We start from the raw sequence: 13,923 nt of genomic DNA, 5'->3' as shown, positions 1-13,923 counted from the left end.
ACCTCTTCGCCAATCCCGACTAGGGTACGGAATTGGTATGGTGAACCTCGTTTCGGCCACACTCCAGCTGTATCGGCAAGCCGTATACGCGACGGGACGCTCGCTCGCTCGAAGCTGGATGACCATGGTGGCGCTCATCGCGTTTGCGGTCCTGTTCCTGGGTGTCGCGAGGGTCGCCGCCCCGTTAGGAATGGCTGGAGGATTTCTGCTCGGTATCGCGAATGCCCTGTTGGTAGGCGCGACGCTTCGGCTGATCGAACAGTCTCTCAGCGGGTCGCGAAGCATCCAGCTGGCGGATGTGACCGAAAGCTTCGGGCATTACTTTTGGGACGTGATCGGCGTCGGATTTGTATTGTGGCTGCCTACCTTGTTGTTGGATATGGGTATGCAGGCCAATCCGTACGGCCAGTTCCTGTTGTCGGCGTTTCTTCTCATGGTCTTCATTCTGTTGAATCCGGCGCCGGAAGTGATCTATCAAGTCCGACACGATTCAACCCTCGACGTCTTTAAGACCGCCTATGAATTCGTGTTGGAGCATTGGATCGAGTGGTTCTTGCCGTTTGTGGTGCTCATCCTACCTCTGGTGCTTTCTCCAAGCGGCCTGCAGGAGTTTTTTTCGCTTTCCGGCAGTGTCGGCCGGGGGGCCGGCCTCGACTTCCTGCAAATTCTCATGCTGCCCTTCACCGCCATAGGGGGATGGTTGTCCTACGTGGGGATCGATTCCGACGCGCAGGGGATCCTTCTTTTGCTGCTAACCCCGCCTATGACCATGGCAATCTTGCTATTCCGCGGCCATCTTTTTGCATTACTCCGTGGATCTTCCAGACGGCAACGTCTGTTCTCTCACCAGCTTGACGCCAGACAGTAGGAGACTACGTTTCGCAACACGCTGTTGCCTCAGTTCTTTTCGTTACACTTGGAGCAACTCCAGTCAGTTCTCAGTGCCTTTGCTGTCTAATGAGCTTGTGATTTGGAGCTGAAATAGTGTATGGGTTATCCTACACCTGAGTTCGGCCCCTTCATGATGCTGTCCAGGTGAGGCACGGACTCATGCGGCTTTCAATATTTTGGCGCCTGGTCATGACCTCCCTGGTCATTATTACAGTCATGGGGGGGGTCAATCTTTACGCGCTCTTTCAGCTTCGACAATTGACGGCCATGAGCACGCAGATGGCATCCTACCATTATCCGGCCGTCGAATCCGCGAAGCGGCTCTTGGGTTCGGTCTACGCTCAATTGAACAGTGAAAAAAAGTTCCTCGCAACAAAAGATCAGACCTTCCTGACGAATTTGACTGAGGAAGTTGACGAGTTCCAGCGTAATCTTCAGCTCTTACAGAACCAGGAAAGCTCCGCTCAAGGATTGAAACTGCTGCGGGAGACAGGCGATTTGCTGCAAGAACGGTTGAGGCTTTTCCGGGACGAATTCCAGAAGGTGAAAGGGAGATCCCGTCAAGCCGTTCTGGAGTATGAAACAAGACGTGATGCCCTCATGGATCAGATGTCTTCCTCGATTCAGAGCTACATCGATCTGCATGAGGTGCGGGTGAGCGTCGGGGTAAGCGAATCACGTTCGAGCGCGGCTCAAGCCGAAGCTGTCACGGAACAACTTGTGCTGGTTGCCCTCGTGTTTGGGTTGGGACTTGCCGGCATCGCCAGCTATACGATCTTGCGCCCGCTCCGGCAGCTGCAAGGGCACATCAAACAGATCGGACAAGGGAATTTCGGCACGTCCCTCCAGATCAAGGCTCCCGCCGAGCTGCGAGATCTGGTGGATACCGTGAATTGGATGGGCAGAAAGCTGCAAGAGATCGATGATATGAAAACGGAATTCTTGGCGCACGTGTCCCACGAGTTGCGCACGCCGATGGCCTCGATTCAAGAGGGGACGCATCTGCTCCTTGACGAAATTCCCGGGCCACTGGTACAGGAGCAGCGAACGACCCTCCGGATCATGGCCGACAGCAGCCGGCGCTTGATCCACCTGATCAACACGATTCTGGATCTGTCGAAAATGGAAGCCGGCATGATGGAATACCGCATCGTCCCGATGGATCTCCACAGAATCGCTGAAATCTCCATCAACAAGGTTCGTCTTCTTGCCGACTCCAAGCATGTCCAGTTGGTGTTAGAAAGTGTCGGCGAACGGGCTTGGGTCAAAGCAGATGCCTCTCGTCTTGAACAGGTGTTGGACAATCTTCTGTCGAATGCTCTGAAATTCAGCCCTGAGGGAGGTGTGGTAAAGGTTCATATGAACCCCGATCTACAAGCCGGAGTTCTCGAAGTTTCCGTTTCTGATACGGGACCCGGAATCGCCCAGGAAGATCTCCCGCATATTTTCGAACGTTTCTACCAGGGTCGCACCAAAGTAAAGCAGACGGCGGGGAGTGGGTTGGGTCTGGCGTTAGCCAAGAAGGTGGTCGAAGCCCATGGTGGACGAATCTGGATTGAAAGTGAGAAAGGCAAGGGGGCGACTGTACGGTTTATCCTACGGTTGACGAAACCGGAAAAGGCAGGGCAATCGTGAGCAGAACAACTCCATTTATTACAGCTGGCCACTTTGTGATTTGTCTCTTGTTAGTCGGATGTGCCTCCTGGACGACACCAATCCCCCCGTCTCGTCCTTATTTCACTGCCGAACCACAAGAAGTCAAAAGCTTTCAAATGCTTACGAGAAAACAAGAGGGTTTGACTCTAAAGTGTGGGCAGTCAAGCTCCTGTGACCACGTGTATTTTACACTCGGCCTACTAGGTCTCTATGAAAGTCGCGAAGTTGCAGAGAAATATTTCGGCAAGGTCTTGGCGGTGGCTCCTATGAGCCAACTGGCAGAGTCGAGTAAAGCCTGGCTCCAACTTTTGAAGGAGCCTGTTGTTCCAGGACGGAAAGCCTGGTCCGAAGCAGTGGTTACTGCCCCTGCCATTGCCGAGACCAACACATCATTGGCGCTGACTGCCGATCGTCTGGTGCGGGATTTGCTAGACAGGGAAATGGTCATCCAACAGCTTCGCTCCTCCAGGGAAGACGATTCTGAAGCGGTTGAGGCCTTGCAGCGCGAACTAGTGGATCGAGACCACAAGATTGAGTCACTGCAATCGAAGAAAGAGTCAGTGAAGACATCAGCCGATCCGTCAGTGATTCAAAATCTGCAAAAGCAGCTCGCCGAGCGGGACAGAAAGGTGGAGGAGCTTTCGACGCAGCTGGAGGCATTGAAGCGTATCGATCAGGAAATGCGGGAAAAGGTGCGCCCAATCCGCCCCCCGGTGACCGTTCCGGTGCCGGGTCCTGAAATGACACCCTAGCAAATACAACAAGGAACATTGAACATGGAACAAGAGAATATTCTCGTAGTCGACGACGATGAAGGCTTGCTGCATCTGCTGAAGATGCGGTTATCCGCCATGGGATTTACAGTCACGCCTTGTACGACAGGGCAGGATGCGGTCGGTGAGGCGAAGAAAACCATGTTCAATTTGGCTATCACCGATCTGCGTCTTCGCGGAGAGGACGGACTCGACGTGACCGAAGAGCTGCTGAGAAGTCATCCCGGACTTCCGGTCATTATTCTCACGGCCCATGGAAGCATTCCCAACGCGGTGGAGGCGATGCAGCGAGGGGCGTTCGGCTATCTGACGAAACCGTTTGATGACAAGGAACTCAAGGCCACCATTGAAAAAGCGCTTGCTCAGCAGCGGATGAGCCGCGAGATTCAGCGTCTTAAATCACTGGTCAAGGAACTGTATGGGCTTGAAAATGTCGTGGCGCGAAGTCCGGCCATGCAACGGCTCTTCCAGCAAATCGCGCAGGTCGCCGATTCGGATGCCACCATCTTGCTCTTTGGAGAAACCGGCACCGGCAAAGAAGTGATGGCGCGTGTCATCCATACCAACAGCCGACGCAATAAAGGTCCCTTCGTGGCGCTCAACTGCGCCGCCATACCCGAAACGCTGTTCGAGAGCGAGCTGTTCGGACATGTCAAGGGCGCCTTTACGAGCGCCCATGGGGCGAAGCGAGGGTTGTTCCAAATGGCCAACGGCGGTACGCTGTTCCTCGATGAGATCGGCGAGATGCCGCTGTCCATGCAGGTGAAATTATTGCGTGCCGTGCAGGAGCGGGAGATTCGGGAGGTGGGATCCGAGACCTCGGTCAAAGTCGATGTTCGCATCATTGCCGCGACCAATAAAGACCTCGGAGAGGCCGTCAAGAACGGGACGTTCCGGAACGATCTGTACTATCGCATTTCCGTGGTCCCCTTGTTCGTTCCGCCGTTAAGGGATCGCCGCGACGATATTCCGCTTTTGGCGCAACATTTCCTCAAGCTCAGTATGAAACGGGCCAATAAGGATGTGAAAGGATTCACGCCCGCCGCGCTCCATCGGCTCATGATCAATCCCTGGCCCGGCAACGTACGGGAGCTGGAAAACGTGGTTGAAAAAGCGGTGGTGATGTCGCGACAAGACATGTTGACGCCGGACTTATTGCCGGCCGTCAGCGTGTCGGCCGAGTCTCCGCTCAAACCGCTTACGGAAGCCAAAGAGGAATTCGAACGGACTTACCTGAAAAATGTGCTCCAGTTGACGGGGGGGAATATCTCGCGCGCCGCTCAGTTTGCCGGCCGGTACAGGGCCGACTTTTATAAGATGCTGCGAAAGTACGGCCTCCACCCTTCCACGACGAAGGGAAAATCGGACTCCGAACTGGATGAGCTGGAAAGCGAAGTGAATTTGACGGAAGCGGAGCGATAGATCTCGACCTTCGATCGCAATGCATCGGTGGACTTGGAAAGGCCGCGTCTCGAGCGACGCGGCCTTTCTGTTTGAAGACGCGTGCTCCTGATGACCGGTTTCTTCATCTGGTAGGTCCCGGCTGCTTCATTGCGTCGTGACCTTTTGCATTGCAGTCAGAGCAGTCGGCGCTTAGGATATTCTTGGCTGATTGCCGCCATATTGAGAAAGGAGCGATACCTATGATGCGATATGGGAAATCCATAATTGTCCTCGCAGGGACATTGATCATGGCCTCTACCGTCACACTGGCGCCGCCGCCGGTTCTCGGCGAAGGAGGGGCTCGCCGTGATGTGGTACGTCAAGCGGCCGAATCGGCGGGGGCGGAACGCGCCGCGCCGTTGTCGCTGTCCCAACATGCAACGATCATGAGTCGGGATGGACAAGTGGTTCGCAAAGGCAGCAATGGATGGACGTGTGTACCCGACGATCCCAATACATCTGGTACGGACTCAATATGCATGAACGAACCGTGGCGTAATTTTGGGGAGGCTCTGAAAGACAAAAAGAAACCCGCGGTCACGCAAGTAGGGATTGCGTACATGCTTCAAGGTGACAGGCCTGTGAGCAACACCGATCCCTATTCCACAGAACCCAAGCCTGGAGACGAGTGGGTGGAAGGAGTCGGCGCGCATCTCATGATTCTGCTTCCGGATGCAGGGGTCCTGAAAAATGTGCCGACCGATTCGAAAAACGGAGGACCGTGGATCATGTGGGCCGGCACCCCTTATGCGCATTTAATGGTTCCCATCGACAGTTACCCGTCGCGATAACCGGATACCGGTATCCCTTATCCGTTCAGGGATTGCTCAAGCAGTGGAAGGCCTGAGCAATCGCTTTCCCCTCGAACTGCTATGAGGCCAAGAACGATGATTGGTCGCGTCCGTGCAAAAAGAAATCGAAATAGTCGGCGTATCTTGCGACGCAGGAGGCTGGTCAGAATTCTGTTTTACAGAACGGTCGGCAAAATGGCGGCTTAAAGCGGCTCAGGCACGTTTTTGAGTAATTCAGTCGCGCAGAGCCGCACGACTCCGGCCTCGTCTTTGGTGAGATGCTCCCCTCGCGCCACAACACGTTGTATCTGTTCACTCACTGCAATAAAGTTCACGATCTCCTGTCTGAAGCCGTTCATGTAAGTTTCCATGCGAGCAAACCTCCATGCGTTGTGAGGGGGTTGAGCGTGTAGTACGTTCAGATAGTGAAGATAATCTCTCAGCCGGCCCAGTCAAGGCCCCCAAGATATTCGGCTCGAATTTAAAGGGACTACACTACTCGTCGCGCGAGAATTGCCGAGTTGCAGAAGGCGGGTATGATGCCGTGAGATTCGCGGTTTACAAAGATCAACTCGACCACACGCATTCTGCCATGTCTGCCTGATGATGCAGCTGCTCGCGTACCGCAAAAGCACCATGCTCCCGCATCCATTGTCCGAGTGCGGCTGCGGACTTTTCTGTCAGGGCGCAGCCCACGCAATCAGCTTTGGACATGCGGTAGGCTAGGCTCGAGATATCTCATTTCAGGCCGGGAATACTCCTAAAGACCACAAATTCCGGCAAGTGCCAGGACTTCCTGTCAAGGTCTAGTCCCCTGGATGCTTGGGTTTTTGGTCGAGCAAGAGAGAAAAGTCTGCGTCGAGAGATCAGTGGAGAGGTTCTCGGATGGGACCGCGTCCATCGATCTCACCTCGTGCTACCTCCAGCGCTGCCGCTTCCGCCTGCTCACGAGTGGAGAAGCTGCCGGCGGCTTGCCCGGTTGACCTCGACAATCCTGTTGGCCTAAGTTCAAGTATGGTGTACTCGCAGATCCATGCTCCATCGTCCTGCTGACAGGACTTCAATTGGATCGACCGCCCTTCATAGCTTGATCCCGTCATTGTCCTTACCTCCGGCTGATGAACGCCAGACACTGCCTCCGCGCGGGCATCGAACGCTGTTGTAACCCCAAGAATAGCCGTGAACATGAAATGCGCTTCCGATTCCGGGAGCGCGTTCTTTTCCGGCAGAGGCTTCTTGATTGGCACACAGGCTGACAAAAAGGAAGCCGCGGATCGGTGAAATACCGGCCTTCGATTGTCCATCGGCATTGTCTTCCTATAGTTCCTGAAGAGCGCTGACGCTCCCGCGCCACGCTAAGTCGCCGGGGTTGATTGGAGGACGATACATTCCAGAATGAGTACTCGCCACCTGGGAAAGAGACTAGGGCCAAAGAAGCAAGCCACCGGTCTCAGATGGCTTATATCGAATGGAAGCGAAGAAGCGTGACGTTGAAGTATTCTTGTCGGCGCTTCCCAATAGGGGAGGAGAATCCGCTCCGGTGATTGTCCTTCGCCGATGGGATCAGTGAATGTAGAAAGGGTGAGCAGCCTATGGCACGACGATGGCTGGGATAAACGGAAGATGTATGAGTGCAGGCCGTTTGAAGCTGCGATCACTCCTTGTCAGAGTCTTATGGTTGCAAAGTTCCTAGGCTCGTTATTTGGTGGTACAGACCGGATTAGTGGAACGTGGCGAAGTCAGTTCTGAAGCTTGCAAAGGCTTCGGCACAGCGAGCGCCTCGAAGGACTTGGGGGCAACCTCGGCAGACTTTGCCGCTCGACTTTTGCGTCGGTTGTGAGAGATGGTCCGATCGATGATGGCACCACAATTTATGCAGTTCCAGGTGTAGAATGCGAAAAAGAAGTCTGAAAGCCGCTCGAGCCTCAACATACCATTGCATTTTGGACATTCCATAACCCCTCCTCCGATATAAAATGAAAGCTCCGAGGAGGGGAGCAAATTCTGATCCTTGAGAGACAACAATATTTTCAGCGGTTTGGAACGTTCCCGCATTCACAATTGAACACAGACCGACGCTCTGCGTACACTGTGGTACGCGGCCTACCGAAATGGCCTCCTTCGCCCGATTTGCCGAAGGCATAGCTCCCGGCTACCCAACCGATCGTCTTCCCGGGAGAATCTTACCGATTGCGATGAGGCTACTCCTCGACGAGTAGAATGTACTGCGGTAATCACTGACGAGGTATCGCAACGGGTCACTCCTCCGTTTCAGCGCTTGGTCGACCTGGCAACCAAGGATGACGTCAGATATGTGCCTCACCCCCCAGCAGAATTAGTGTCACAAACAGAGCTAGTGCCTAGTTGTTGCGCATCTCTGGCTTCTTGTAGGTTCAGACGCCTGAGGTCATAGTGGGTGAATGGAGAGCGACAATGCTGAAATATAAGCAACGCAGGATCGACGTAGCTCCCGTACGGCAGGCTGATGGAACATGGCATTGTTCGTATATCATTTTTGAATTCAGACAAACCTGCTGGGGGTGCCAGACAGGGAGCCCTGACGGCAGTTTCTCGTCCCGCAAAGAAGCTACATTGGCAGCTCTGAAGGAGGCGAAACATATGGCCGAGGCACTCGAACAGTTTACGCTGCCGCCGAAGCGTTACAGCAGATCCAGCAGATCAGTGCACTGATAAGTCGCGGCGGCTTTCTCACGAACGCTCACATCATCGATAGGGCACAGCTAGTGGTAAATCGCCCACCGGCCCAACCGAAGATCGGTGGGGAGCTGGCAAGACGATCCACCCTGCGGTTTACACAGACCAACCCAAAATGAAACTCCGAGTAATGTAACTTATCCAGAACAGCGGAAAGTGGAGCCCAGCCTGCTATACGGCTGATGGGCATGTGACATGGCGTTGCATTGAACAGGCAGAGTTCGGCAGGGGTAGGGGGCTTACGGGCACACCGGATTGACCACGCTTATCAAGAAAAGTCACCGCTCAACTTGATAACGGGTCCTCGGCATCGATAAGACGTTTGGCCTTTTGAAGAGCGGCTGCTTTCGCCTCTTGTTGTGTAGCGAAGGAGCCGGCAGGATAGGACGATACGCAAGCCGATTTTATTGGAGAAAATTGAATAAACACATTTCGACAACGCCATGTTCCATTGTCGGCTTGGCTGACGAATAGCGAGATGGTGCGTCCCTTATACTCGTGCCTTGATGAAGGATCGATAGCAGTACATTCCATGGACACTCCTGTCCAATGAGCCCTTCTGCTCAATTCTCCGTCATTCACTCCAATTCGGAGCAAATGTTCCGACCCGACCACAAATTGCCGGATTTCCTTTCGCCTCGATTCCATGAGTGAAAGTCTTTCTGCCCAATGATGCCGATCACACTGTACAGGATTGCCCGACTCTAAACATCGTCAGGGTACATCCGCAATCAGGAAATTCCTGAATCTGCTCGATTTCTACCCGTAGAGGTGGGGGGAGGTGGGTCTTCATTTCGTCTAGGTACTATTCAACCTTTCCCACACTGTGTCGTGGCTGTGCTCTCCTGACCTGACTAGACAAATGGGGACACTGGAATGCTCCATACAGGTAAATGTCCGCACTGCAATAAATTGCTCTTTAACGCAAGTATCGAGCGTTTACCTATTCATCAGAATGATGATAAGAAGTGGCACGGCGCAGCCCTTGTCTGCCCTTTCTGCCAGAAGATTTTAAACGTTTCTATAAATCCAATTGCTTTGAGGAACAATATCGTGAACCAGCTGTTTGATCACTTGAAGCGACAGAAGTAGGCAGGGGAAAAGTCATACTCGCGGATGGCGGCTTTCTCAATACCTTCCAAACGGCACACCTACTTCCTTCAGAGGCATGCGCTTCATTTGCGAAATGCAGCGCGGAGATATGGGGAATGCGGTGCGATTCGGCGCTCGCGCCACAGGGGCAATCCCTTGTTCACAAGGTGTCTTCAGACATGTCCAGACAGATGTGAGTTAGGAATCCCGATGATCGCAGGTGAGTTTCCGCTTGTATGTCATGGACAGTTTCCGGCGACGCGATATCCGGCCTGTTCCGCCGCTTCGACACTCACAAACGCGATCCGGTTGCCTTCGGAGACCTTATCATAGCCAGGACAGTCGACGCGGTGGTAGATGTGGCTACGCCTGTTCCCAATGACATCGGAAGCTCCGGGCGAAGGGCCCGCGTTCTGAGGGATGGGCTGGGAGGCTGAAGGCGGGCAGGTGAAGTCCGATGCCTCCGGCACTTGGTTTCGCTGTAGCTTGCGAAAGATCCATGGCGGGGTCGGTGCCGGATCTTTCCAGAGCCCACGTTTCGCCTCGCGAGCGTCTTCCTCCAGCTGTTGCAGCTCCGTATCGGCGGAGTACCGGCAGAACCACCAGGCCAGTCCAGCTTTGACGAGTTCCTTGTTCAAGTGTCGGCCATCGGCAAGAAACACGTCGCCGATCGTCTGCTCATATTTGTCCTGCCCTTTGTTCTCGATGGTGAGGTGCTGCCCCGTGGTGATTTCTTCGATAAACTTCATAGCGTGTTGGCTGAAGTGTTGCCCCTTATCAGGTGCATCAATCCCATTTAGACGAACTCGTTCGACGCCTTGTTCGTGTTCGACGTCGAAGGTGTCGCCATCGATGACGGAGATCACTTTACCCGCAAAGTCCGAGGCTCCACTGAACGATGGAAAGAATATTAAGAGCAGGATTGGAAGAGACCAGGACGGTTTCATTCGCAGACAGTGATAAAGATACTCTAATGGGTCCAGTATATGCGGTAATGCTTTGGGCGGGCAAGCTTCATGGGGTCGGATGGGCTCCTGCCTTGAGGTTTCTTCGGGTTTGGATTTGGGCTTTGATTCGGCGTAGGTTCATCATGCCAGATCGCAAGCAGGGTGTCACGTCGGACAGGAGTTAAATTTTACCGAAATCGTCCTTTCTAACGCATAGAGGCACCGAAAGACCCCTGGCCCCAGGCACAACGTCCAGCGTTTTCCTCCAGGTAGTCCAGGCGCTGCACCGGTACGGGGTTTAGGTTCCAAATTCGATTTGCGGCACCCTGAGAATATGGAGACGTATTCTAATTTGGATTGCAGTCAGCTGAGGCATGTTCAGTTCGGCGATCGGTCCCTCTGTTCGCTCGAATCCACAGCGCATGGTTCAGATTGTCAACATTGGCCGTAATGCGGTCTCCTTTGTTAACAGGAGGTTTCTCAGTCGTCTCGTCGGTCAGTACGCTCACTTCTTTGCCATCTTCATCCTTCAGAACATAGGTGGTGCCGTCCACGCGGAGTACTTCACCAAAAAGCATATGGCTCTTACGCACCGCATTGTGTTCCGCTTGCATCGCATTTTTCCCGGGTGATATGTCGCATGGGCTTCCCATCATTTTCCCCTCCTCTCTAGATCCTACACAACCAACCTGTAAAATGGTGGCGAGTCCTAATAACAGTAATGTGTTGGTTGGAAGGCCGGCTGAAGTGACAATCATGGTACCTCCCGGTTATGGTGGTTGACGTTCATTACTGTATCTTTTCAAGAGGTAACCATGAGCTCGGCAGCTTCCTAGTTTTCGTACAGAGACATCCAGCACCCTGAGGCTGCTCCCGTCAGGCCGAGCTTCAACCCATAGCCACGTTCTCCCTATGTGTTTCCCTAGTATAGAAGTTCCTCACGCGTAGTTACGATTTGATCAGGGTGTTCAGCGTAGAGTTGGTCGGTCACATTCAACCAGGAGACGACTATGACGATTCGACACATGGGCGCTTGTATGGTGATGGCGAGCGGAATTCTCTTCAACGCGGGCTGCTCCTTGATGATCGACCAACCAAAAGGGAACACTCCCTCCGAGAGCACCTTGAAAGATCAATCACAAAGTCTCGCGGGAGTGTATTCAGACCTTGGATCCGACGGCTCCATCCAGCCCCATTCCGAATCAGTTGGCCAGGGAGGGCGGATCAACGGTCTGATTATTCTCGGTGGACCGGCAGACATGCCCGATATGAAAACGGGCAGGACGACGATCAAGGGGGCGACCGACACCACGCCCACGGTGAGGATGGGAGAAACAACGTTTAGCTCCGGATCCGGTCCGAACAGCGCGGGGTCACCGGGTAGAACGCCTGAAGCTGGCAACAAGTAGGCGTGTGGCCTCAACAATCGAAGCGGCGCCCCACCGATTGAGGCCAGGAATCCATATCCGCTTTGCGGCGTTGGGGGGAACAGGCCGGTAGGACCGGGTGAAGTTGCTTCAAGGTCTGAGGATGGAGGACCCCATCATCCCCTGAGTACATCACATTAAGAGAGAATGCAACACCATGACGGGTGGCTGGGTGTGCCCATCATGCCAGGTGGGGAGACATAGTGAGACGGCCGTCCTTACACAGGTTGAAGAGCCGATCTCATGCCCGTTGCCTCGTTCGTCGCTCCTCGGCTGAGGTCCCGTCTTGACCTCGCATCAGTGGATCACGCTCAGTCTGCGAGAACCCTTAGGCGGTGGTGCAAACCGTTCGAGTGCATCGACTCTACGTCTTGCCTCGTTCAGGGCCGCCGTTGTGGCCTCCTCGCGGGAGGAGAAATTGCCATCGAGGCACCCTGTCTGGCATCCCCAACAGGTTTGTCTGGATTCAATGATCATATAAGGGCAATGCCAGGTTCCATTCGCTTGTCGTACGGGAGCCACGTCGATCCTTCGCTGCTTATAGTATTCCATTGTCATCTCCCTTGTTCGCAGTGCCGTGTCTCGCTACCGTTGATCGGCTAACTGGATTGGTTGACTTTATAAGAACCGACGATCCCCAACCATGAGGGACAGACTGTATTTTTGAAAGTAAAACTACTGAATGTTGAAGTACACAGACCTGATTATCGCTTTTGGCCGAATGGACCTAGGAAGCCCCCAAAGATCAGGTCGGGAGGGCCAGCCGCTCGTTTCCCACGAAATAAGATGGACTGTCGTGTGGTCTTCGTCCGACTTTGCACCGATCCGCTTCAGTCCATTTTGTCGTTCCCGTTCAATCAGTATTAACATCTGTCGCGCTCTTGAACCGGCATCCTGCTACCGACACAAGCTGGGATTCCCGTATTCGATGTGCGACATCTAGTCAAATAGCGCCTGCTTGGAATAGAGTAGTCCGCCGACAATGGGTGTTGCGGTCGAGACGTAATCACCAAGCCATTGTGCCATCCACATAGAGGGAGGAAGTATCATGCACGTCGACGACAGATGGTTAAGGGGTATCGGTGTGCTAGGGGTGATACTCGGAAGTTTGGTTGCCGCAGAGTGGCATTCTGCCAATGCGCTCGAAGGGGAACAAAGCCCGCCGACAGATCAACCGAGTTTCTTACAAAGCTGGGATAAGAAGTTACCCGGCACCGCGCGGTTTACCGTCTTGGCTGATTTTGGTGGGGCAGCGGTGCGGGATAAGGAAACAGGGTTGGTCTGGGAACAATCCCCGGAGACGAAGACCGTGAATTGGACAACCGCACGATTTCAGTGTACGAGCCGCAAAATTGGGGGGCGCATGGGCTGGAGACTGCCATCGGTGCACGAATTGGCAAGCTTGGTAGATCCTTCCGTCTCACCGGGCCCCACGCTACCGGCAGGCCATCCCTTCGTGAACGTGCAGGCTGCCCACTATTGGTCGGCGACGTCGTTTGCCGGTAAACCGACCCACGCGTGGAACGTGGGATTCGTCATGGGGATGGTGCACGACATAAAAGTCACGGACAGTCACAACGTCTGGTGTGTGCGCGGTGAGAACAATGCGAATGCGTACTAACTCAACGATGACTTGGCGCCTCGCGTATGTACAGCGTGAGCGAATGTGAACGGGAGATGCGTCGCCTCGCTCGAAGAAATTGAAATTGTTAAGCCGATCGATAGTCTATGGCTCAACTGTGGCTGAGAGAGAACCGGTTGAGTTGAGGGGGATCTCTGACAGGATCGCGTGAATTAATGACACCGCGCGCAATTTCCAGTGCGGCCGCTTCCGCCTCGTCGCGAGTACGATAGTCGCCTACAGGGTATCCCGATTCGCTGAACGCCCGTGTCGGCCAGAATTCTACGATGGTGTATTCACAGACCCATGTCCCATCATCCGCCTGGGCAGACCACAATTTGATCGATCGTCCATTATACCCGGATTCCGTCCAATCGCTTCCTCGGTCGGCATGCTCGTGAGAAGCTCGGCTGCCTTTGGAATGTAAATCAAGATAGATGTCCGCGTGAATCGATGACATGGTGCACCTCCCTGAATGCGGAAGTCTCCACCGCGTGAGATTCATGGCTGTGGGTTGTCCCTCAGTCGATGTTTCTCATAGTACGGCAGTATGAGGTAGGGGGTGGC

Annotated in this window: 12 protein-coding genes; 7 read left to right on the top strand and 5 right to left on the bottom strand. The window is 54.0% G+C overall.

What is annotated here, in order from left to right; all coding sequences use genetic code 11:
- Window positions 1–37: 37 nt before the first annotated feature.
- The 5 genes from H8K04_12315 to H8K04_12295 all read left to right on the top strand — a co-directional run bounded on the left by H8K04_12315 (window position 38) and on the right by H8K04_12295 (window position 5,554).
- A complete protein-coding gene (locus tag H8K04_12315; GenBank protein UVT14630.1) occupies window positions 38–868 on the top strand; it encodes a hypothetical protein in 831 nt (276 codons plus the stop codon).
- A gap of 182 nt (window positions 869–1,050) precedes the next feature.
- On the top strand, window positions 1,051–2,526 hold the full coding sequence (locus H8K04_12310; GenBank protein UVT14629.1) for a HAMP domain-containing protein: 1,476 nt from the start codon (window positions 1,051–1,053) through the stop codon (window positions 2,524–2,526).
- A gap of 287 nt (window positions 2,527–2,813) precedes the next feature.
- On the top strand, window positions 2,814–3,299 hold the full coding sequence (locus H8K04_12305; protein ID UVT14628.1) for a hypothetical protein: 486 nt from the start codon (window positions 2,814–2,816) through the stop codon (window positions 3,297–3,299).
- Between the two features lie 24 nt (window positions 3,300–3,323).
- The gene (locus tag H8K04_12300) at window positions 3,324–4,742 is read left to right on the top strand and encodes a sigma-54-dependent Fis family transcriptional regulator (protein ID UVT14627.1); all 1,419 of its coding nucleotides are present in this window, start codon (window positions 3,324–3,326) and stop codon (window positions 4,740–4,742) included.
- A gap of 221 nt (window positions 4,743–4,963) precedes the next feature.
- On the top strand, window positions 4,964–5,554 hold the full coding sequence (locus H8K04_12295; GenBank protein UVT14626.1) for a hypothetical protein: 591 nt from the start codon (window positions 4,964–4,966) through the stop codon (window positions 5,552–5,554).
- A gap of 203 nt (window positions 5,555–5,757) precedes the next feature.
- On the opposite strand, the gene H8K04_12290 is transcribed toward H8K04_12295, so the two are convergent.
- From H8K04_12290 to H8K04_12275, 4 genes are all read right to left on the bottom strand, one after another.
- Entirely contained in the window at window positions 5,758–5,925 is a 168-nt protein-coding gene (locus H8K04_12290) for a hypothetical protein (GenBank protein UVT14625.1), read from the bottom strand.
- Between the two features lie 495 nt (window positions 5,926–6,420).
- Window positions 6,421–6,858 (bottom strand): hypothetical protein, encoded by a 438-nt coding sequence (locus tag H8K04_12285; GenBank protein UVT14624.1) that lies wholly within the window; start codon window positions 6,856–6,858, stop codon window positions 6,421–6,423.
- 2,742 nt (window positions 6,859–9,600) lie between these two features.
- The gene (locus tag H8K04_12280; GenBank protein ID UVT14623.1) at window positions 9,601–10,308 is read right to left on the bottom strand and encodes a thermonuclease family protein; all 708 of its coding nucleotides are present in this window, start codon (window positions 10,306–10,308) and stop codon (window positions 9,601–9,603) included.
- Window positions 10,309–10,655: 347 nt separating this feature from the next.
- On the bottom strand, window positions 10,656–11,066 hold the full coding sequence (locus tag H8K04_12275; GenBank protein ID UVT14622.1) for a hypothetical protein: 411 nt from the start codon (window positions 11,064–11,066) through the stop codon (window positions 10,656–10,658).
- Between the two features lie 252 nt (window positions 11,067–11,318).
- Between H8K04_12275 and H8K04_12270 the strand changes: the two genes are divergently transcribed.
- Both H8K04_12270 and H8K04_12265 read left to right on the top strand, forming a co-directional pair.
- Complete coding sequence (locus H8K04_12270; protein ID UVT14621.1) at window positions 11,319–11,717, top strand: hypothetical protein; 399 nt, start codon at window positions 11,319–11,321, stop codon at window positions 11,715–11,717.
- 1,066 nt (window positions 11,718–12,783) lie between these two features.
- Complete coding sequence (locus H8K04_12265; protein UVT14620.1) at window positions 12,784–13,356, top strand: DUF1566 domain-containing protein; 573 nt, start codon at window positions 12,784–12,786, stop codon at window positions 13,354–13,356.
- A gap of 112 nt (window positions 13,357–13,468) precedes the next feature.
- Here the strand turns inward: H8K04_12265 and H8K04_12260 are convergent, their stop codons facing one another.
- Window positions 13,469–13,816: a hypothetical protein gene (locus H8K04_12260; GenBank protein ID UVT14619.1), complete on the bottom strand. Its 348-nt coding sequence runs from the start codon at window positions 13,814–13,816 to the stop codon at window positions 13,469–13,471.
- Window positions 13,817–13,923: the final 107 nt, after the last annotated feature.

It is taken from the genome of Nitrospira sp. (genome assembly GCA_024760525.1).
Classification (GTDB): Bacteria; Nitrospirota; Nitrospiria; order Nitrospirales; family Nitrospiraceae; genus Nitrospira_D.
The sequence above is the reverse complement of the archived record's forward strand: the minus strand, read 5'-3'. Positions and strand labels throughout refer to the sequence as shown.

Bases quoted from the DNA above. Each gene is read 5' to 3' on its own strand.
- H8K04_12315 (UVT14630.1), top strand. From the start codon at position 38: ATGGTGAACCTCGTTTCGGCCACACTCCAGCTGTATCGGCAAGCCGTA.
- H8K04_12260 (UVT14619.1), bottom strand. From the start codon at position 13,816: ATGTCATCGATTCACGCGGACATCTATCTTGATTTACATTCCAAAGGC.
- H8K04_12285 (UVT14624.1), bottom strand. From the start codon at position 6,858: ATGGACAATCGAAGGCCGGTATTTCACCGATCCGCGGCTTCCTTTTTG.
- H8K04_12270 (UVT14621.1), top strand. From the start codon at position 11,319: ATGACGATTCGACACATGGGCGCTTGTATGGTGATGGCGAGCGGAATT.
- H8K04_12300 (UVT14627.1), top strand. From the start codon at position 3,324: ATGGAACAAGAGAATATTCTCGTAGTCGACGACGATGAAGGCTTGCTG.
- H8K04_12265 (UVT14620.1), top strand. From the start codon at position 12,784: ATGCACGTCGACGACAGATGGTTAAGGGGTATCGGTGTGCTAGGGGTG.
- H8K04_12295 (UVT14626.1), top strand. From the start codon at position 4,964: ATGATGCGATATGGGAAATCCATAATTGTCCTCGCAGGGACATTGATC.
- H8K04_12275 (UVT14622.1), bottom strand. From the start codon at position 11,066: ATGATTGTCACTTCAGCCGGCCTTCCAACCAACACATTACTGTTATTA.
- H8K04_12280 (UVT14623.1), bottom strand. From the start codon at position 10,308: ATGAAACCGTCCTGGTCTCTTCCAATCCTGCTCTTAATATTCTTTCCA.
- H8K04_12310 (UVT14629.1), top strand. From the start codon at position 1,051: ATGCGGCTTTCAATATTTTGGCGCCTGGTCATGACCTCCCTGGTCATT.
- H8K04_12290 (UVT14625.1), bottom strand. From the start codon at position 5,925: ATGGAAACTTACATGAACGGCTTCAGACAGGAGATCGTGAACTTTATT.
- H8K04_12305 (UVT14628.1), top strand. From the start codon at position 2,814: ATGAGCCAACTGGCAGAGTCGAGTAAAGCCTGGCTCCAACTTTTGAAG.